This window comes from Streptococcus sp. 27098_8_134 (assembly GCF_041431675.1).
GTDB classification, from domain to species: Bacteria; Bacillota; Bacilli; order Lactobacillales; family Streptococcaceae; genus Streptococcus; species Streptococcus sanguinis_R.
Window position 1 is genome coordinate 280,562 of record NZ_JAPVYD010000001.1, and the last position, 18,618, is coordinate 299,179.

At 45.3% G+C, this 18,618-nt stretch carries 20 protein-coding genes; all 20 read right to left on the reverse strand.

Going from position 1 to position 18,618, the window contains the following annotated elements; genetic code table 11:
• Positions 1-22: 22 nt before the first annotated feature.
• Positions 23-754, reverse strand: a complete 732-nt coding sequence (locus O3620_RS01260) for a hypothetical protein (protein ID WP_002919351.1) — start codon at positions 752-754, stop codon at positions 23-25.
• Positions 755-842: 88 nt separating this feature from the next.
• On the reverse strand, positions 843-1,400 hold the full coding sequence (locus O3620_RS01265; protein ID WP_002919352.1) for a hypothetical protein: 558 nt from the start codon (positions 1,398-1,400) through the stop codon (positions 843-845).
• 173 nt (positions 1,401-1,573) lie between these two features.
• Positions 1,574-3,469: an ABC-F family ATP-binding cassette domain-containing protein gene (locus O3620_RS01270; protein ID WP_371601345.1), complete on the reverse strand. Its 1,896-nt coding sequence runs from the start codon at positions 3,467-3,469 to the stop codon at positions 1,574-1,576.
• Between the two features lie 252 nt (positions 3,470-3,721).
• Positions 3,722-4,087, reverse strand: coding sequence for a hypothetical protein (locus O3620_RS01275; RefSeq protein WP_002910181.1), 366 nt, complete (start codon positions 4,085-4,087; stop codon positions 3,722-3,724).
• Positions 4,088-4,091: 4 nt separating this feature from the next.
• Positions 4,092-4,811: a matrixin family metalloprotease gene (locus tag O3620_RS01280; RefSeq protein WP_032912968.1), complete on the reverse strand. Its 720-nt coding sequence runs from the start codon at positions 4,809-4,811 to the stop codon at positions 4,092-4,094.
• A 176-nt stretch (positions 4,812-4,987) separates the two neighbouring features.
• The gene (locus O3620_RS01285; RefSeq protein WP_002919358.1) at positions 4,988-5,848 is read right to left on the reverse strand and encodes a DNA/RNA non-specific endonuclease; all 861 of its coding nucleotides are present in this window, start codon (positions 5,846-5,848) and stop codon (positions 4,988-4,990) included.
• A gap of 58 nt (positions 5,849-5,906) precedes the next feature.
• Positions 5,907-6,089 (reverse strand): DNA-directed RNA polymerase subunit beta, encoded by a 183-nt coding sequence (locus O3620_RS01290; RefSeq protein WP_002910183.1) that lies wholly within the window; start codon positions 6,087-6,089, stop codon positions 5,907-5,909.
• A complete protein-coding gene (murA, locus tag O3620_RS01295) occupies positions 6,082-7,362 on the reverse strand; it encodes a UDP-N-acetylglucosamine 1-carboxyvinyltransferase (protein ID WP_002897900.1) in 1,281 nt (426 codons plus the stop codon). The genes O3620_RS01290 and murA overlap by 8 nt, the downstream gene beginning before the upstream one ends.
• A 67-nt stretch (positions 7,363-7,429) precedes the next feature.
• On the reverse strand, positions 7,430-7,660 hold the full coding sequence (locus O3620_RS01300) for a DUF1146 family protein (RefSeq protein WP_002895990.1): 231 nt from the start codon (positions 7,658-7,660) through the stop codon (positions 7,430-7,432).
• A gap of 175 nt (positions 7,661-7,835) precedes the next feature.
• Entirely contained in the window at positions 7,836-8,258 is a 423-nt protein-coding gene (locus O3620_RS01305) for a F0F1 ATP synthase subunit epsilon (protein WP_002895991.1), read from the reverse strand.
• A 7-nt stretch (positions 8,259-8,265) separates the two neighbouring features.
• Complete coding sequence (atpD, locus tag O3620_RS01310; RefSeq protein ID WP_002902710.1) at positions 8,266-9,672, reverse strand: F0F1 ATP synthase subunit beta; 1,407 nt, start codon at positions 9,670-9,672, stop codon at positions 8,266-8,268.
• Between the two features lie 38 nt (positions 9,673-9,710).
• Positions 9,711-10,592, reverse strand: coding sequence for a F0F1 ATP synthase subunit gamma (locus tag O3620_RS01315; RefSeq protein WP_002895995.1), 882 nt, complete (start codon positions 10,590-10,592; stop codon positions 9,711-9,713).
• Positions 10,593-10,607: 15 nt separating this feature from the next.
• Complete coding sequence (atpA, locus tag O3620_RS01320; protein WP_125348472.1) at positions 10,608-12,113, reverse strand: F0F1 ATP synthase subunit alpha; 1,506 nt, start codon at positions 12,111-12,113, stop codon at positions 10,608-10,610.
• A 15-nt stretch (positions 12,114-12,128) separates the two neighbouring features.
• Entirely contained in the window at positions 12,129-12,665 is a 537-nt protein-coding gene (locus O3620_RS01325) for a F0F1 ATP synthase subunit delta (protein WP_002902707.1), read from the reverse strand.
• Entirely contained in the window at positions 12,665-13,159 is a 495-nt protein-coding gene (gene atpF, locus O3620_RS01330) for a F0F1 ATP synthase subunit B (protein ID WP_002902705.1), read from the reverse strand. Before atpF ends, O3620_RS01325 begins: the two co-directional genes overlap by 1 nt.
• An 18-nt stretch (positions 13,160-13,177) precedes the next feature.
• Positions 13,178-13,894 (reverse strand): F0F1 ATP synthase subunit A, encoded by a 717-nt coding sequence (gene atpB, locus O3620_RS01335; RefSeq protein WP_002896002.1) that lies wholly within the window; start codon positions 13,892-13,894, stop codon positions 13,178-13,180.
• Between the two features lie 35 nt (positions 13,895-13,929).
• Entirely contained in the window at positions 13,930-14,130 is a 201-nt protein-coding gene (locus tag O3620_RS01340; RefSeq protein ID WP_002896005.1) for a F0F1 ATP synthase subunit C, read from the reverse strand.
• A gap of 264 nt (positions 14,131-14,394) precedes the next feature.
• A complete protein-coding gene (gene manA / locus O3620_RS01345; protein ID WP_371601346.1) occupies positions 14,395-15,336 on the reverse strand; it encodes a mannose-6-phosphate isomerase, class I in 942 nt (313 codons plus the stop codon).
• Between the two features lie 137 nt (positions 15,337-15,473).
• On the reverse strand, positions 15,474-15,974 hold the full coding sequence (locus O3620_RS01350; RefSeq protein WP_002902700.1) for a phosphatase PAP2 family protein: 501 nt from the start codon (positions 15,972-15,974) through the stop codon (positions 15,474-15,476).
• A gap of 142 nt (positions 15,975-16,116) precedes the next feature.
• The gene (locus tag O3620_RS01355) at positions 16,117-18,513 is read right to left on the reverse strand and encodes a glycogen/starch/alpha-glucan phosphorylase (RefSeq protein WP_371601347.1); all 2,397 of its coding nucleotides are present in this window, start codon (positions 18,511-18,513) and stop codon (positions 16,117-16,119) included.
• Between the last annotated feature and the right edge of the window lie 105 nt (positions 18,514-18,618).

Consider the following 18,618-nt stretch of genomic DNA (forward strand, 5'->3'; position numbering starts at 1 on the left):
CTTTTATTTAATTTCAAATCAGCTAAGCCCCAGCTTTATAATCATGTAGCTCTTTTGTCAAAATAGCTCCATCTGTTCCAACGCTCACTTCTAAATATACATCAGAGTTTTCATCGTCTCTACATACTACTCTTAATTTTCCAGACTCAAATTTTTCTGTTATGTCTAAAATACCAGAAATATTATTCTGATTATATATAACAAAAGCAATTCCTAACAAAAGCCCTGCAAATATAATCTTAAAAATCTCACCTCCAATTGGTTGCCCCAAAAAATCTTTGAAATGAAAAATAAAATCATAGACATAGTAGAAACCTACTGCAGGAATAGTGAACAACAAAGCGTTAAATAAATAAGTATTATTGCGCTTCTCTTTTTCGCTCAAGTTCTTTTCTTTTAAATCCTCTGAATCACAAATAGTAAAAAGGCTGACCGTTTGAGTAGTCACTTGCGCTCTATTGACATTTCGATACAAGGCCCGTTCTACGAGGATAGTGATAAAAGTAAACTCTCCTAGCCAAATAAGAATAACACTCCAAAAAGTAGTCATGCTATAAGTTCCTTGTAAAAATAGACTAAAGAAGGAAGAAATGCCACTTCCACTAGCTATAAAGAGAACAACTAATAAAGGAATATGCCTGTTCATTTTACTTGATTTCTCTGTGTCTAATAATTTGCTTTTTGGCGCTTCTAATACTTCGTGGGTCTTACGATCAAAATAAATAGCTTTGTCATAATATTGATTTAAATACATACGCCGTCTTCTAAAAAACATTCTAAGCTCTTTCTAATTAACTATATACTTCCTATTACCAAATCTCTGAATTGAAAACCGGGAAGACTCATTTTGCGTTTGCAATATAAGCCAATTTCTCAATTCTCTCATGAATCGTTTCTACATTCAAGTTTTCTCGAAGGTATTCACAGAGCACTCCATTTTCATAAAACATTTGCTCTAAAAGCTGACCTTTTGGTGCATCGGGGCACTGAATCATAACAATACTGAATACACCACCGGGACCAGAATTCTCAATTGAATTCCCCTCAAAATGATAGGTGAAAGCCCGAAATTGAGAACCATTGTAGCTACCTGAAATTACATAGGCAACTTTTACCATATTTCCACGACCAAATGGATAATGACTAAAATGAGCATATTTTTCTACATACGGATTCTGGGAAAGTTTTAGTGTGAGATCATTACTTGTTTTTTGCTTGGAATAATCTCTGTAATAGTCATTACCTTGTGCTTTGTCAAATTGATAGCCGTGCTCGGAAGCAAAGGCTTGATATTCTTTGTTCTTTTTAGCAGAACGACTAATCGCCCAATAAACTATCCAACCGACAAAAGCAAAAATTGCTAGCATTGCAATCATAAATATTACTAGAAAATCCATCATTATCTCCTTTTTTTCCTTAATAAAGTGCTTCAGTTATCAAAATCCTAACGAGCATAATAACTGAAGCACACTGAGTACGATCTTTTCCTGATGTTTACTACAGACTCTATAAAGCTCATTCCTCATGGAAACTGCTCACTCCTGCAGGTTGCTCGTCTGATTCTATTCTTTTCCTACACCTTCTCCGCAAGTTCTTCCCACTCTTGCATGGCTTCTTCTTGGGCGGCAGTCAGCTGGTCGATTTGCTGCTGGCTCTCCATGAGTTCACTGGCGTCGTTGGTAGCCTGCATGGCTTCCTGAAGCTGACTGATCTGACTATCCAAATCCTCAATTTGCGCTTCCAGTTGTTCTAAGCGGCGGGCCAGTCGGCGCTGTTCTTTCTGGTTTTCCTTTTGAAGCTGATAGTCATTGGCTGGGGCAGGCTTATCAGAATCGACCTGCTCCGTCTCCTCACGCAAGGCTTCCTGCTCTGCCTTTTTCTCCAGATAGTAGTCATAATCACCCAGATAAAGGGTAGAGCCTGTCTCAGAGAGCTCGATAATCTGGGTGGCCACGCGATTGATAAAGTAACGGTCATGGCTGACAAAGAGCAGGGTACCGTCAAAGTCAATCAGGGCATTTTCCAGCACTTCCTTGCTGTCAATGTCCAGGTGGTTGGTCGGCTCGTCGAGGATGAGGAAGTTGTTGTTTTCCATAGACAGCTTGGCTAGGAGCAGACGCGCCCGCTCTCCACCTGATAGCATGCCGACAGACTTCTTGACATCGTCTCCCGAGAAGAGGAAAGCGCCTAAGCGATTGCGAATCTCGACCTCTGGCGTCAGCTTGAAGTCATTCCATAGCTCATCAAGAACCGTATTGCTGGGAGTCAGCTTGCTCTGGGTCTGGTCATAGTAGCCCACTTCCACATTAGCTCCCAGCTGCTCCTTGCCTCTGATGAAGGGCACTTGACCGATTAGTGATTTAATCAAGGTCGTCTTTCCAATCCCATTTGGCCCGACAATAGCTACCGCATTAAACTTGCGAATATCAAGGTTAATTGGCTCCGACAGGACTTCCTCGCCATAGCCAATAGCTGCATCTTCCAAGGTCAGCACAACATTGCCTGAAACTTTATCGGATTGGAAGGTCATATTAGCCGAGCGACTGCCGGTCTCCGGCCTGTCCAAACGCTCCATCTTTTCCAGCTGCTTGCGACGGGACTGAGCTCGCTTGGTAGTGGAGGCTCGAACTAGATTGCGATTGACAAAGTCCTCCAGCGCAGCGATTTCTTTCTGTTGCTTTTCATAGTTCTTGGCTTCAGTGGCTAGCTTCTGCTCCTTTTGGACCACAAAGCTAGAGTAATTACCCACATAGCGATCCAAGGAATGCTTGGTCAAATCCAGCGTGATGGTCGCAACCTTGTCTAGGAAATAGCGGTCGTGGCTGACGATGATCAGGGCACCGCTGTAGTTGATTAAGTAAGTCTCCAGCCAGGCAATGGTCTCGATATCCAAGTGGTTGGTCGGCTCGTCCAGTACCAGCAACTCTGGTTTTTCCAACAGCATCTTAGCCAGCGCCAGACGGGTATTCTGCCCGCCTGACAGTTCAGAAATCTTCATCTGCCACATGGACTGGTCAAACTTGAAGCCATTCAAAATCGCTCGAATATCGGCCTCGTAGGTAAAACCACCTTTCTGGCGAAAGTCCTCTGACAGCTGATCGTACTGGGTCATGAGAGCAGTCAGGTCTTCCCCTGACAATTCTCCCATTTGCAGCTCCATCTGCCGCAAGCGCTTCTCCTGCTGACGCAGACTATCAAAGACCAGCAGCATCTCGTCGTAGATAGTATTCTCCGACTCAAAGCGGCTATCCTGAGCCAGATAGGACAGGGAAAGGTCTCGTTTTTTATTGATCTGACCAGAAGTAGGCTCTTCCTCGCCCACCAAAATCTTGAGTAGGGTTGACTTCCCAGCTCCATTTTTACCGACGAGAGCAATCCGATCACCCTCATCCACCTGCAGGTTAATATTGTCAAAAAGAAGCTCCCCTGCAAAAGAGCGCTCAATCTTGCTTGCTTGTAAAATAATCATAAGACCATTATAGCAGATTTCCAGAAGCACAGCTATCAGAATTCAAGAGAAAGCGAACTCAGCTCCCCAAAAGAAAAAGAGAGTGGGACAGAAATCGGTAATTCGTTAGAATTCGATTTCGTCGTCCCACCTCCGCACAGTTGAGTAGGGCTGTAAAAGCTGATGAAATCAGCGTAGTAGAGCCCACTCAACCACTGCGTCTTGCTCGACAATCCAAAGACAATTGAGAGGCTAGGACTTATGTCCCAGCCTCTACATAAAACTATTGAGAATAGATTGATTCTGCAAAATCAGATAAATTCCCAGCAAAATCAGAAGCGCAAAGACAACAAATTTAATCATTCCCTTGATTAGACGAATAACCAGAAGGATAATCATGGACCCGACTAGCCACATAAAGGCGGAATTGTGAAAAAATCCCTGAACTGCCTCAATATTCTGGCCGAAGAAGACCTGAATGGGCGCCGGAACATGATTTTCCCAAGCCGCTGTCACTCCTAGCTGGTTGGCAATCTCATTGCCGCTTTTCCATAGCCAGACAAAGATTCCTGAGTTAAAAACAAAGAGAAAAACTTGCTCTGGAAAGTGTCGAATCAAGTAAAAAATAGATTTTAACATAGGCTTACGATTGATACAAGTCTTTTACAGCCTGGATATCTGTCGGCTGGATACTGTAAAATGAGCCCGCTGACTGCATCACTGATTCCTCCTCATTATGGTCTAATCCGATAGCATGGCCCAATTCGTGCGCTGCTGTATTGACAATCCGATCATGAGAATAAGCATAGCGACTGTCCAGCAGGTAGTAACTATTAAGGCGAACCGTGACATGGGTAAACCGCTTGGTTAGGAGATTGGTCTGCGACTCAGCTTCACCAGCTGCACTGACGTTACCATCGTTCATCTCCGTCGCAACAATGTCCGCCTTGTCTTTGTCATTGATGATTTGAAAGGTGAAGGCACCTGTTTGATTCCAAGAATCAATGGCCTCCTTATAGGCTGAACGGAAGGTATCATTATTTGTATCGATATAAATCGTGGCGCTTGGCTGATCCCAACGAGCCCCTGTTGTTGCATGCTCATCTGTCAGCTGATCCGTCTGCGTCTCCTCACTGCTGTGAAGTCCCGTGGAAATGCCTTGGTGATTTAAAAATTGATCCACTCTGCCAACAGCTGTCTGAACAGCCTGCGTCAGTCCCTCTGTACCCGGTTTTGTCGAAGTGGTAAAATAGAAAATTCCGACAATAACCATAAAGCTCAGGACAAAGGACCAGGCAAGTCCCCAAACCACGCGCCCAATCAGACGCATGAGGAACCGGATGCTTTTAAAAATAAGTCTCATCGCAACCTCCTTTACTAGATTGTAAGAGAACGTTGATTTTACCACCGCTTTCTTAAAGAAGACTGAAAAATTCGCCTTCTTTCATCTATTAGTATAAAAGAAAATGACTACAAATCTGCAACCATTTCTTTTCATACTATTGAATACTCTTTGCAAATCCATTTTTGAGTATAAAATTAAGAACCCGTCTCCTGACTGACCTTGCCACTATTATAGTCCAAACGAATCCCTTTTTGCACATTCGGGATAAAGACATTGAATTCCAGACTGCCATCGCTGGACTTGGCCTCTAGATGAGAACCAACTGGCACTAAATCAGTCTCCGTGGCATAAATCAAGGTTACCCGGTAGCGCACCCGCTTGTTCTTATCAAGGGCCTTACGGATCTTTGTCTCGTAGTAATTCTGCCCTGTCGAGTCTGCTTCATTGGCTTGGTTGGACCAGGCCGTCTGCACAGCGATATTAGCAGGATTGCTGGTGGAGGCATCAAAGCCCTTCAAACCACCTATCAGCGAATAGGCCAAGAGATGTCCTCGGTCCACAGCGTGGTTGTACTCACCAGGGAGGTTCTTGAGTTGATGCCAGCCTGCCGGTACCCATGAAGTGTTGGCATTTCCAGTTTCTTCCCGTTTTTTGTACTGACGGGTAGACTTGGATAAAAAGGCATTCGCCACTGTCGGAAGGGTTTGCCCTTGTACAAGCTTGGTCTTATTGTCAGCGTAGGGTTTGCTAGAAATCCCCGCATCCAAGTCTGTCTTATTCCCATTCACGATAAAGGCACCAGCTCCATTCCATTCAATGCTGCCTTTGAGTTGAGCTCGGACAGCATCCGTCAGAACGCTCTCAGCCAGTTTCCGACTAGGGGTGCCCTGATCTTGAACTTGCCCAACTCTGATTTCTGAATTTGGACTCTGAAGTGGCTGCTGACCATCCTGTCCCCAGAAATAGCCAGCCAGAGCCAAAATAAAGGCCAGAGTCAGCCCAGCCCAGCCTTGCAGGCTCTTAGAATTCCTTTTCTGACTAGTCTTTCTTTTCATCTTCTTTCTTTCAACTTAGCAAACTGGATTCATTTCAGCCAGTCTTTTCGACTAGGAGCTAGTTTCCAGTAAACTTCCCGATTAATTCTTGCCAGGTTTCTGGTGAAAAAACTGAGCCCTTACCGTTTCCGATAATGTTATAGCCAATCATCAGAGACACGAGAAAGAGAATCACGGCTACCAGGAGAACCAGTAGAACAAGGCCAATCTGCCGGCCTAAATATTTAAGATTTTCACTCATCGTCTTCTTCCTTTACACGCTTCACTTTGGCTCCCAAGGCTGCCAATTTCTCATGGAATTTATAGTAGCCTCGGTCTAAGTGTACCAGCTTGCTGACCTTAGTCTCGCCTTCAGCAATCAAGCCCATCAGAATCAAAGTCGCACTGGCCCGAAGGTCTGTTGACATGACTTCAGCACCCTGCAAGCTGCCTCCGCCCCAGATACGAGCTGTGTCACGCATGATATCAGAGTGCAGCCCCATCCGACGCATTTCCTCCAGATGCTGGAAGCGGTTCTCAAAGACGGTCTCAATCATCGTAGACTCGCCCTTTGCCATGGCCATCAGCGCCGTAAACTGAGCCTGCATGTCCGTTGGGAAGCCTGGATAAGGAAGGGTCTTGACCGCAACCGGTCTAAGTTTCGAAACATCGGAACGAATCCGAATCCCTTCATCTTCCTCTGTCACTTCCACTCCCATTTCCTGCATTTTGGAAAGCAGGGGACGATTGTGCTCCCAAATGGCATCCTCAATCAGCAAGTCACCGCTGGTCATAGCTGCAGCAACCATAAAAGTTCCTGCTTCGATACGGTCTTGAACCACATTATGCTTGGCACCTCGCAGCTGGTCCACTCCGACAATCGTCAGAGTCTCTGTACCCGCTCCTCTGACTTTGGCTCCCATTTCATTCAAAAATAGGGCTAGATCAACGATTTCAGGCTCCCGAGCAGCATTTTCAATCACTGTGGTGCCTTGAGCCAGCGTAGCAGCCATCATGATGTTTTGCGTTGCTCCCACACTAGGAAAGTCCATGTAAATGTGGGCACCCTTGAGTCTCTCTGCCTTCGCTTCGATATAACCCGCTGTTTGGGTAATCTGAGCGCCCATGGCTTCTAAGCCCTTCAGGTGCAAGTCAATGGGCCGACTGCCAATCGTACAGCCGCCTGGCATGGAAACCTTAGCATGACCATTACGAGCTAGAACTGGCCCCAAAACAACGATAGACGCTCGCATTTTGCTGACGTATTTGTAAGGCGCTTCCTCAGACAAAGGCTGAGTGGCATCCACAACAACTGTATTTTCTTCCTGATTAAAATCCACCTGAGTGTTTAAACCGCGGACCACATTGTTCATGGTAAAGACATCAGACAAGACCGGAACATTTTTCAAAACAGACTGACCCTCGCTAGCCAAGACTGTCGCTGCTAAGAGAGGCAGGACCGCATTTTTTGCTCCTTCAATCTTGACCTTTCCGACCAAGCGATTATCTCCACCTTGAATAATAATTTTTTCCATACCGATTCCTTACTCTAAATTTTTAAAATCATCCATACTATCATACCATAAAATCAAAAATATGACCTTATAAAGTACCATTAAAAATCGCCCGGCTCATATCGTAAATACCAATGAAGAAAAGGCTGACTAAATAGCCCAAGGCAATGCTAAACAAGAGAATCAAAAAGCGAATTTTCATCGCATTATCGGCATTAACCTTGAAAAATCTCTCCCACTCAACAACCGTTGACAGCAGATGAAAGGCAAAGAAAATAAAGAGCAAATGACTGCATAATTTAAAAACAACTTCTACCATAACTTTTATTATACCACAAGACTCCAGTCAGGGACGAACTAAATAGTCCCCCCTTTTTCTTTGGAAAAGAAAACTGAGACAGATCTGCCTCAGTTTTTCGTATTCAGTTTGTATTCAAGAAACCAAATCTCGTCAGATGAAAGATGACTTCCATCAATCTAGACAAAATAGCTTCTTATAATCTTGTTCCGACATTGATCCGGTTGATTGCCCGCTGCAGGGCGATCTTAGCCCGGCGTTCTTGATCAATCAAATGCTTATCATGTGCTTCTTCGATTTCTTGCTCAGCTCGGAGCTTAGCTCGCTCAGCCCGACTAATGTCGATATCTCGCTCACGCTCAGCTGAGTCTGCCACAATGGTAATGACATTATCTGCAATTTCAATGATTCCGCCATTAACCGCAATCCAGTCGATATGCTTGTCATCATCAACCCGGCGCACCTTAACCTGATCCACTTCTAAAACAGCGATGGTATTGATGTGGCGGGGCAAAATCCCCAGCTCACCCTCAATGGTCTTTACGGAAACAAATGCAGCATGGTGATCATAAATAAGACCATCCGGTGTCACGATTTGTACTGTCATTTGAGCCATCATTCACCTCTTAGAATCCCATTTTCTCAGCCTTGGCCAATACATCCTCGATGGAGCCCACACCACGGAAGGCATCTTCTGGCAACTTATCGTGTTTACCTTCTAGGATTTCCTTGAAGCCACGAACCGTTTCAGCTACTGGCACATAGGAACCTGGCTGGCCGGTAAATTGCTCCGCCACGTTGAAGTTCTGTGACAGGAAGAACTGAATCCGCCGCGCACGTGCAACCAAAGTCTTCTCATCATCTGACAACTCGTCCATACCAAGGATAGCAATGATGTCCTGCAATTCATGATAACGTTGCAAGACCCGCTTAACCTCTGCTGCCACTGCATAGTGCTCTTCTCCGACAATCTCTGGTGAAAGGGCACGAGAGCTGGAAGCGAGTGGATCCACGGCTGGATAAATCCCTAGCTGAACCAATTTCCGTTCTAGGTTAGTTGTAGAGTCCAAGTGAGCAAAAGCTGTCGCTGGTGCTGGGTCAGTATAGTCATCGGCTGGAACATAGATAGCTTGGATGGAAGTAACGGAACCTTTCTTGGTTGAGGTAATACGTTCTTGTAACTGTCCCATTTCTGTAGCAAGTGTTGGTTGGTAACCAACGGCTGATGGCATGCGTCCCAAAAGGGCAGACACTTCCGAACCAGCCTGCGTAAAGCGGAAGATGTTATCAATAAAGAGCAACACGTCCTGACCCTCCACATCACGGAAATATTCCGCGATGGTCAGTCCGGTAAGAGCAACCCGCATCCGAGCTCCTGGCGGTTCATTCATCTGACCAAAGACCATAGCCGTCTTTTCGATAACGCCAGACTCTTTCATTTCCCAGTAGAGGTCATTCCCTTCACGCGTCCGTTCACCAACACCTGTAAAGACAGAAATCCCACCGTGCTCTTGGGCAATGTTGTGGATCAATTCCTGAATCAGGACAGTCTTCCCAACTCCGGCACCACCAAAGAGACCAACTTTCCCACCTTTCAGATAAGGAGCTAGGAGGTCGATAACCTTGATCCCTGTTTCCAGGATTTCTGATGAAGTTGATAGTTCATCAAAGGTTGGTGCCTTCTTATGAATCGGCTGGCGCTCTGCATCAGCAGGAAATGGCGTATCCAAGTCGATAGTGTCTCCTAGGACATTGAAGACCCGGCCCAGAGTTTCCTTGCCGACCGGCACAGAAATCGGACGACCAGTATCCAAGACCTCCAAACCACGTGTCAAACCATCGGTCGACTCCATGGCAATGGTCCGCACCACACCGTCACCAAGCTCAAGAGCTACTTCAAGGACGATTTTTGATTTTTTCTCATCATTTTTATAGACTACAAGTGCATTATTTATCTCAGGTAGTTTGTCTCCGGCAGCAAACGCAACGTCTACGACCGGCCCGATAACCTGAGCAATTTTGCCTGAGCTCATGTTTTTTCCCTCGTTTAATTTCTAATTCATTTGTGGCCTTATTCTAGGGCACTTGCACCCGCCACGATTTCAGTAATTTCCTGCGTAATGGCAGCCTGCCGAGCGCGGTTGTACTGAATAGTCAAATCACTGATGACCTTTTTAGCATTGTCTGTCGCTGTCTGCATAGCAGTCATACCGGCAGCATTTTCAGCCGTCTTGGCATCAATAATGGCACCGTAAATCATGCTCTCTGCAAACTGAGGCAGCAGTTGATCCAAGATAGAATCCCGACTGGACTCCAGTTCCAGATTCAGCGTATAATCTTCATCAGCTTCATTAGGATCCAAGTCAATGATTGGCAGCATCTGCTCCACCCGCATCTGACTGGTCAGACTGTTGACATGGTGGTTATAGCAGACATAGAGCTCATCAAAGAGCTCATTCTGATACATCTCAATGGTCTTGCTAATGATTTTACGGACTTCATCAAAGCTAGGTTGATCGGCTAGACCACGCAGCTCATAAACTGGCTGAATCCCCCGAGCTCGGAAGAAATCAGCACCGACACTTCCGATACAGATGACTTCAAAGTCCTCTCCTGTCGGATGGTACTCAGCTTTCAGCTCCATCAAAGCCTTGAGAATGGTTGCGTTATAACCTCCTACCAGACCGCGGTCAGAAGTAATGACAATATAGGCTGATTTCTTGACTGGCCGACTGATTAACATTGAGTGATGACGGGCATTTTCTGCCTCGTGGCCATGCAGCATATCCGTAACTAACTTACGCACTTTCTGGGCATAGACCTGAAAGTTCTTAGCTGCTTCCTCAGACTTTCCCAGCTTAGCTGCAGAAACCATCTGCATGGCATTGGTGATTTGACTGGTGTTTTTCGTGGATGCAATTTTATTTTTAATATCATTTAATGAAACTGCCATCTGACACCTCGATCCTTATTTGAAGCTAGACTGGTCAATAAACTCAGTAATGGCAGCATCCAAGACTTCCTCACTTGGAAGGTCTTTCGTTGTCCGAATGGTTTCATAAATGCTTTCTTGATGTGCATCAAAGTAGGCGAATAATTCTGACTCAAAGCGCAGAATATCATCTACTGGCACACTGTCTAAGAAACCATGGGTCAAAGCATAGAGAATCACGACCTGCTTTTCAACCGGCAGCGGCTCATGAATTGGCTGTTTCAAGACTTCTACAGTCCTGCGGCCACGATTGAGCTTGGCCTGCGTTGCTGCATCCAAATCACTACCAAACTTAGTAAAGGCCTCCAGCTCCCGATAAGAAGCCAGGTCGATACGCAGGGTTCCAGCTACTTTCTTCATAGCCTTGATTTGGGCAGAACCCCCAACCCGTGATACAGAAGAACCTGCGTCAATGGCCGGACGTACCCCAGCATTGAACAAGCTGTCGCTGAGGAAAATTTGTCCGTCAGTGATTGAAATCACGTTGGTCGCGATATAGGCCGAAATATCTCCTGCCTGCGTTTCAATAAATGGCAGAGCTGTAATTGAACCACCGCCCAGCTCATCAGAAACCTTGGCTGAACGTTCCAAGAGACGGCTATGTAGATAGAAAACATCTCCTGGAAAGGCCTCACGGCCTGGCGGACGACGGAGCAAGAGGGACAGTTCACGATAGGCCACCGCCTGCTTAGACAAGTCATCATAGACAATCAAAACATGCTTGCCATTATACATGAACTCTTCTGCCATCGCTACACCAGCATAAGGCGCTAGGAAAAGCAAGGGCGACGGCTGTGAAGCAGAGGCTGTCACGACAATCGTATAGTCCAAAGCACCATACTGACGCAGCGTTTCTACCTGCGTACGGACTGTGGATTCTTTCTGACCAATCGCCACATAGATACAAATCATATCCTGACCTTTCTGGTTCAGGATGGCATCAATGGCAATGGTTGTCTTCCCAGTCTGACGGTCCCCGATAATCAGCTCCCGCTGGCCGCGGCCAATCGGAACCAAGGCATCAATAGCCTTGAGACCTGTCTGCAAAGGCTCAGATACTGACTTACGCTGCATGACACCCGGAGCCGGTGTTTCAACCGGACGTGTCTTGTCCGTGACAATGTCACCAAGTCCATCAACAGGACGACCCAGCGGATCAACAACCCGCCCAATCAAGGCATCTCCCACAGGAACTTCCATGATTTTACCAGTCCGGCGAATGGTATCTCCCTCACGAATGTCTGTAAAGTCTCCCAAGATGATAATCCCAACATCGGTCGACTCTAGATTTTGCGCCATACCATAAGAGCCATTTTCAAAGATTAAGAGCTCTCCGCTCATAGCCTTATCCAGACCATGAGCACGCGCGATTCCATCACCAATATAAGTGACGACCCCTGTTTCTGTGACGTCAAAATTTGGCTGGAAATTTTCAATTTGTTGCTTAATTAAAGCGCTGATTTCTTGTGCGTTAATCGCCAAAATTCACACCACTTTCTATTTCAATTTTTCTTTTACGACTTGCAATTGACGTTTTATGCTTGCATCAATTGTTTTGTTATTAGCAGAGATGACAAAGCCGCCAATCAAGCTGCTGTCCAATTCTTCCTTGAGCGAGCGGACTTTTAGGCCCATCTTCTGCTCAATAATCGGTCGAATCTTCTCCTTCTGACTGGCTGTCAAAGGCTGAACAGAGCGCAGCGTCACCTCAAACTCATTGCTAATCTTTTCGAGCTGGTGCTGACTCTCCAGCACAATCTCATAAAAGAGGTTCTCGCGATGATTGAGAATGACGATTTCAATCAGATTATCAAGCAGCTGGGAGCCTGAGTTTTGAAAGAGCCGCAGACTCTTTTCTTTCTCGTGGTCACTGATGCCGATATGTGACAAAAAGTCAGCAAGGCCGGTCTCCGCGAAAACAGCCTTAATCTGACTCAGTTTTTCAAAAACATCTTCTTGCTGACCTTTTTCAAAGACCGTCTGAACAAAAGGCAAAGCATATTTCTCAATGATTGCATATTGCTTCTTATCCATCAGGCATCTCCTAACTGTTTGATATAGCGGTCAATGAGCTCGCTCTGAGCTTCCTTATCCAGCTCCTGACTCAAAATCTTACTAGCCAGAGTTACTGTCAAGTCGGCTACTTCTCCTTTGATGCTGCTCATAGCCTCTGCCTTGTTTTGGGCAATTTCCTGATTGGCTTTAGCCTTCAAGCGCCCTGCTTCTTCTGCTGCATTAGCTAGGATTCCAGCCTTATTCTTCTCAGCTGTCTCCTTAGCAGTCTCAACGATAGAAACTGCTTCGACCCGACTGCCTGCCAGAGCTTCCTCACGCTTTTGCGCCAAGTCTTCAGCTTTCTGGCGGGCCGCTTCTGCACCGTCAATATCGTCTGAAATCTTTTGAGCACGCTGATCTAAAATCCCAATAATATTGCCCCAAGCAAACTTCTTAATGAGAAATACTAAAAGAAGAAAGGAGCCGGCAATAAAGATAAAGTTGCCAATAATTTCACCTACGGTTATATTCATTTTATCTATCCTTTCTTTTTATTCTACCTCACCATTAATCTTTTTACCAAGATACATAGATGTTAGCATGGTAAAAACATAGGCTTGGATACAGGAAATAAAGATGGAAAAACCAGTCCAAACCATGTTCATAATAAAGGCAATCGGATACCAATACGCTGCTTGATGTGCCCAAGTCAAGAGCAAACCAGCCAATACTTCACCTGCAAAAATATTCCCATAAATCCGCAAGGCTAGCGAAGCAAAATTGGTAAATTCTTCCAAGATATTCATGGGTGTCATGATACCTGGAGTCACAAAACCTTTTAGATATCCTTTTATACCTTGACGACGGATTCCTTCTACATGACAGAATACCGTCACTAAAAGAGAGAAGCCCAAGTCAAAAGCGAGATTGGCTGTCGGCGATGTCCAAAGATTAAAACCATTGGTTGTCTGGACCTTAGCCATTAATCCCAAGTTATTCGCCACAGCAACGAAAAGAAAGAGGGAGAATAGAAAAAGCGAGTAATTCTTCATATAATGCTCGCCAACGTTTCCCTTGGTAAAATCTATGACAAAGTCATAGATATATTCCAAAGCATTCTGCTTTCTTGACGGCTTAATCGTCATCTTTCGACTTGCCCAATAAACAAGTCCAAAAGTTACAAACACCGTCAGCAGAGTCATGGCCAGCAGGGTCAAATCAAAGGTCACAGGACCTATATTGATAGTTGGATTAATACTTTCTTCCAACAGATGACACCCCCTTTTCTAAAGAGAATCCTTTCTTATTTGATAACAAAGGACATAGCCAGCGTTACAAAGAAAGTACCTTCAACAAAGGCTACTCCCAAGATTAGGAGGCTTCGTAATTGACCGATAATTTCTGGCTGACGAGCTGCCGCCTTAAATAGATTACTCATAATCATACCTTCAGCAATTGATACGCCCAAGCAGGCCAAACAAAGTCCTAAATATGTTAAATTCATGATGACTTCTCCTTTATATTTTAAAATTTACTTCCTTAGTTTACTCCTAAAATATCAAATAGTCAATCTTTTGCCACCATTGTAAGCGTTTTTTGTTTCATTCTTTTGATTTATAAATTTTCCTGTCAAAACAATTGAATTATTATTGATATACAAACTATTCTGCTATATAAATAAGAAGAAAGTGATTAAAATTTCACTTATTTCCTATATTTTTAAAAGAAAAAAGAGCAAAATGGTTATTTGCTCTTGATTTTTCTACGATTATGGATGGCTGACAATCAGCTGCAAATCCCCAGACAAGGTCCATTCAGTGACGTCGCTTGGCAGGATGAAATGCTCCCCTTTTTCAAGAGGATAAACTGCCCCACCAACTTCTAGCTCACCGACACCTTCCAAGACACTGACCAAACTATAGTCTGCTGTCTTTTTAAAATTGACTGAACCGGCAATATCCCACTTGTAAACAGCAAAGAAGTCATTGGCCACAAAAAGAGTAGAAGTCAAACTATCTGCCTGAATGGTAACAGGACGGCTATTGGCTGGCTCACCGATAGTTAAAACATCAATCGACTGCTCCAAATGCAGCTCACGAAGATTGCCAGCATCGTCCTTGCGATCAAAGTCATAGACACGGTAGGTCGTGTCACTGGACTGCTGAGTTTCCAAAATCAGAATACCTGAGCCAATGGCATGCATGGTACCGCTTGGTACATAGAAGAAATCGCCAGCCTTGACTGGGATTTTGGTCAGGAGATGGTCCCAGTCCTTGCTCTCAATCTGCTGGCGCAGCTCTTCCTTGCTCCTGGCATTGTGACCATAAATAATCTCTGCTCCTTCGTCTGCAGCAATGACATACCAGCATTCAGTCTTACCAAGCTCCCCTTCGTGCTCTAGTCCATAGGCATCATCAGGATGGACCTGAACACTAAGCCAGTCATTGGCATCTAAAATCTTCGTCAAAAGTGGAAAGACTGGTTCCGGACGATTGCCAAAAAGCTCACGGTGCTCGGCATAGAGAACATCTAACTTCTGGCCGGCAAATCGTCCGTTCTTGACGGTTGACACACCATTGGGATGAGCCGAGATAGCCCAGTACTCCCCTACATGGTTGCTGGGAATCTCATAGCCAAAGACATCGCGCAGCTTGGTTCCGCCCCAGATCTTCTCCTGCATCACAGACTGTAGAAATAATGGTTCTGACATAGTTTTCTCCTTAAATATTTTTTAGATCCACCAAGGAATAATCCAAGGAATAATCCTTGGTGTCGAAACGGTTGTTACTGCTTCTATTATAATATAGCTGGAAGTCCTTTGTCTACTCTCTGCTGAAAACAGATCCTTTATAATAAAAAGAGTAAAGCTCCCCAGAAAATGCCGCAAAGATAGCCGACCAGCACATCCTTTGGATAGTGCACACCGCCAATCACACGCACTACGGCCAGCCCTGCTGAAAGCAAGAGGCAGATAAGCCCCGGCAGCCAGAAAAAGTAGAGCAGGCACATGGAAATCACTGTAGCCGAAAAGACATGGCGGCTGGGCATGGACTTGCCTGATGTATCCTTAGCCAGCAAGGGTTGAATAGCCCATTTCTCGTAAGGGCGTGCTTGATTCAGCCGTTTACGAATCGCTGACAACAAACCAAATCCAATAGCTGGCAGGAAGAAAGAAGCAAGCAGCCCTTTCCAACCTTCCGTCAGAAAGGCACTGCTTAGAACGAGACCATAAACAATAGGTATGAAGAGGGTCATTCCCCGATTGAAGTAAGCCAACCCTTTCAGCCACTGAGGGCGACTGCGAAAGGGAGCTGTTAATTGTTGATAAAAAATCGTGTAGTCTCTCATGCTTGCTTACCCTGCTTTTCTAAAAGTTGGACTCTCATACTTTCTATACTATAGCATATTTCTCGACAAGATGGTAGATAGATAGCAAAAGAGACTGAGACCCAGGCCCCAATCTCTCAGTATTCATGTTTTCTGAAGAGTATTATTTCTCCAAGTTCCAGATTTCCTTGGCATATTGCTCAATGGTATCATCTGAGGTAAACTTGTCAGATGTAGCGATGTTGATCAAGCTCATACGGGCCCATTTTTCTTTGTCACGATAGAGAGCATCAATCTTCTCTTGAGCTTCTACATAGGCATGGAAGTCTTCCAAGAGGAAGTATTCATCATTGTGGGTGATGAGGGCTTCGTAGATCTCAGAGCCTTCTTCACGAACGTTTGGAATAGTACCGTTGACAAAGGTATCGACCACCCGGCGAATGTCTGGATTGCTCTCATAGACACCGCGTGAGTAGTAATCGTGGCGGGCATAGTGCTCGTAAACCTCGTCCTTGTCCATCCCGAAGATAACAATGTTGTCGTCACCGACTTCATCCTTGATTTCGATATTGGCTCCGTCCAGAGTAGCCAAGGTAATGGCACCTGTCATCATGAACTTCATGTTGGAAGTGCCAGAAGCCTCCTTGGAAGCCAGAGAAATCTGCTCGGATACATCTGCCGCTGGAATGATGAGCTCAGCCAGGCTGACCCGGTAGTTTTCTAGGAAAACAACCTTGAGTTTGCCTTGCAGGCTTTCATCCTTGTTGACTAGATTGGCTACTTCATTGATCAGCTTGATGACCGACTTGGCAAAGTGATAGCCCGGAGCAGCCTTGGCACCAAAGATAAAGACGCGCGGTACCATGTCCTTATCAGGATTGTCCTTGAGGTCCCAGTAAAGCTTGATGATATGAAGCAGGTTGAGCAGCTGACGCTTGTAGGCGTGGAGGCGTTTCACCTGCACATCAAAGATGGCTTCTGTAGAAACTTTTACTCCTGTTGATTCCTTGATGAAGTCAGCCAGACGAGCCTTGGCTTCTTGCTTAACCCGATAGAAATCGCCCAGCACTTGCTTGTCATCCTTGAATTCCAGAAGCTTACGCAACTCATGGATATCACTTCTCCAGCCCTTACCAATCAGCTTATCAATCTCAGCCGATAAAGGTTCATCCGCAATCTGCAGCCAGCGGCGCTGGATAATGCCATTGGTCTTGTTGTTAAACTTCTCTGGGTAAATACTGTAGAAATCACGCAAAGTGTCTTCTTTGAGCAATTCTGTGTGGAGTTTGGCAACACCATTGATTGAATGACCGCCAATGATAGCCAAGTGGGCCATGTGGATTTGATTGTCCTTGACGATCCGAGTGTTTTCGATGACTTGCGGATCAAGGCTGCGTCCAGCCATTCCAGCCACATAGCGGTTGTCGATTTCTAGGATAATCTGATAAACCCGCGGCAGGACATTCTTAAAGAGCTCCGCATCCCATTTTTCCAAGGCTTCTGACAAAATGGTATGGTTGGTATAGCTCATGGTTTTAACCGTAGCATTCCAAGCATCTGCCCATTCCAGGTCGTACTCATCCACCAAGAGACGCATAAACTCAGCCGGTGCGACGGCTGGGTGAGTATCGTTGATATGGACAGAGACCTTCTCATGAATATCCTTGAGCGGACGACCTTGCTTGAGGTAGGATTTGATAATGGTCTGCAGACCTGCGCTGGTCATAAAGTATTCCTGGATCAAGCGCAGCTCTTTTCCTTCGTAGCTAGAGTCGTCTGGATAGAGAATAGCAGTGATGTCTTGCACCCGGCGACGAGCTTCAATGGTCGGATAGTCCAGTTCATACTCCTCTGGAATTTCAACATCCCAAAGCCGGAGATTGTTGACATTGTCATTGCCAAAGCCAATCTGCGGCACATCGTAAGGAACGGCCTGCAAGATTTTGGAATTCTCATAAAGAGGCACAATCCGGCCCTTTTCATTGGCATGGAGGGAAACATTTCCGAAGATTTTAACATCAACAATATCATGATCCTTACGGGTTTCCCAGACATTGCCCAGACTGCCAAACCAAGCATCAGGAATTTCTACCTGATAGCCATCAACGATGCGTTGCTTAAAGAGTCCATAGCGATAGCGAATTCCATTTCCAAATCCTGGATAGCCAGTGGTTGCCAGCGAGTCCATGAAGGCAGCCGCCAAGCGGCCCAGACCGCCATTGCCCAAGGCCATATCATACTCAGCATTCTTGACATCTTCAAAGTCAACGCCCAAATCGGCAAAGCCTTCCTTAACCGTATCAAGGATACCTAAGTTGAGCAGATTTGTTTCCAGCATGCGTCCTGGAAGAAACTCGATAGAAAAGTAATAAGCTGTCTTTTGCTGCTGCTCAATCAACTGATTGCGGCGCTCTAGCCACAGGGGCGTGATATACTTGCGGACAGTGCTGGCCAAAGCCTGAAAAAGCTCCACTGAAGTCGCATCGGCAACCTTAATCAGCTGTCTTTCATGTAGAATGTCCTTAAAATCTCTAATAAAACGTTCTTTTGTCAGTTCCATGGTGGGTGGTTATCTCCCTTTCTTAATAGCGGGAAACAGATTTAAACGTAGAAATACTTTTTTCAATCAAGATGGGAATCGCTCACTTCAGCCACAAGCTAAAAA

Coding starts and splice junctions, on each gene's coding strand:
- murA (WP_002897900.1), bottom strand. CDS start 7,362: ATGGAAAAAATTATTATTCAAGGTGGAGATAATCGCTTGGTCGGAAAG.
- O3620_RS01350 (WP_002902700.1), bottom strand. CDS start 15,974: ATGAGAGACTACACGATTTTTTATCAACAATTAACAGCTCCCTTTCGC.
- O3620_RS01300 (WP_002895990.1), bottom strand. CDS start 7,660: ATGGTAGAAGTTGTTTTTAAATTATGCAGTCATTTGCTCTTTATTTTC.
- atpD (WP_002902710.1), bottom strand. CDS start 9,672: ATGAGCTCAGGCAAAATTGCTCAGGTTATCGGGCCGGTCGTAGACGTT.
- O3620_RS01315 (WP_002895995.1), bottom strand. CDS start 10,592: ATGGCAGTTTCATTAAATGATATTAAAAATAAAATTGCATCCACGAAA.
- O3620_RS01325 (WP_002902707.1), bottom strand. CDS start 12,665: ATGGATAAGAAGCAATATGCAATCATTGAGAAATATGCTTTGCCTTTT.
- O3620_RS01270 (WP_371601345.1), bottom strand. CDS start 3,469: ATGATTATTTTACAAGCAAGCAAGATTGAGCGCTCTTTTGCAGGGGAG.
- O3620_RS01355 (WP_371601347.1), bottom strand. CDS start 18,513: ATGGAACTGACAAAAGAACGTTTTATTAGAGATTTTAAGGACATTCTA.
- atpF (WP_002902705.1), bottom strand. CDS start 13,159: ATGAATATAACCGTAGGTGAAATTATTGGCAACTTTATCTTTATTGCC.
- O3620_RS01340 (WP_002896005.1), bottom strand. CDS start 14,130: ATGAATTTAACATATTTAGGACTTTGTTTGGCCTGCTTGGGCGTATCA.
- O3620_RS01305 (WP_002895991.1), bottom strand. CDS start 8,258: ATGATGGCTCAAATGACAGTACAAATCGTGACACCGGATGGTCTTATT.
- O3620_RS01280 (WP_032912968.1), bottom strand. CDS start 4,811: ATGAGACTTATTTTTAAAAGCATCCGGTTCCTCATGCGTCTGATTGGG.
- O3620_RS01290 (WP_002910183.1), bottom strand. CDS start 6,089: ATGAGTGAAAATCTTAAATATTTAGGCCGGCAGATTGGCCTTGTTCTA.
- O3620_RS01275 (WP_002910181.1), bottom strand. CDS start 4,087: ATGTTAAAATCTATTTTTTACTTGATTCGACACTTTCCAGAGCAAGTT.
- O3620_RS01285 (WP_002919358.1), bottom strand. CDS start 5,848: ATGAAAAGAAAGACTAGTCAGAAAAGGAATTCTAAGAGCCTGCAAGGC.
- manA (WP_371601346.1), bottom strand. CDS start 15,336: ATGTCAGAACCATTATTTCTACAGTCTGTGATGCAGGAGAAGATCTGG.
- O3620_RS01260 (WP_002919351.1), bottom strand. CDS start 754: ATGTATTTAAATCAATATTATGACAAAGCTATTTATTTTGATCGTAAG.
- O3620_RS01265 (WP_002919352.1), bottom strand. CDS start 1,400: ATGATGGATTTTCTAGTAATATTTATGATTGCAATGCTAGCAATTTTT.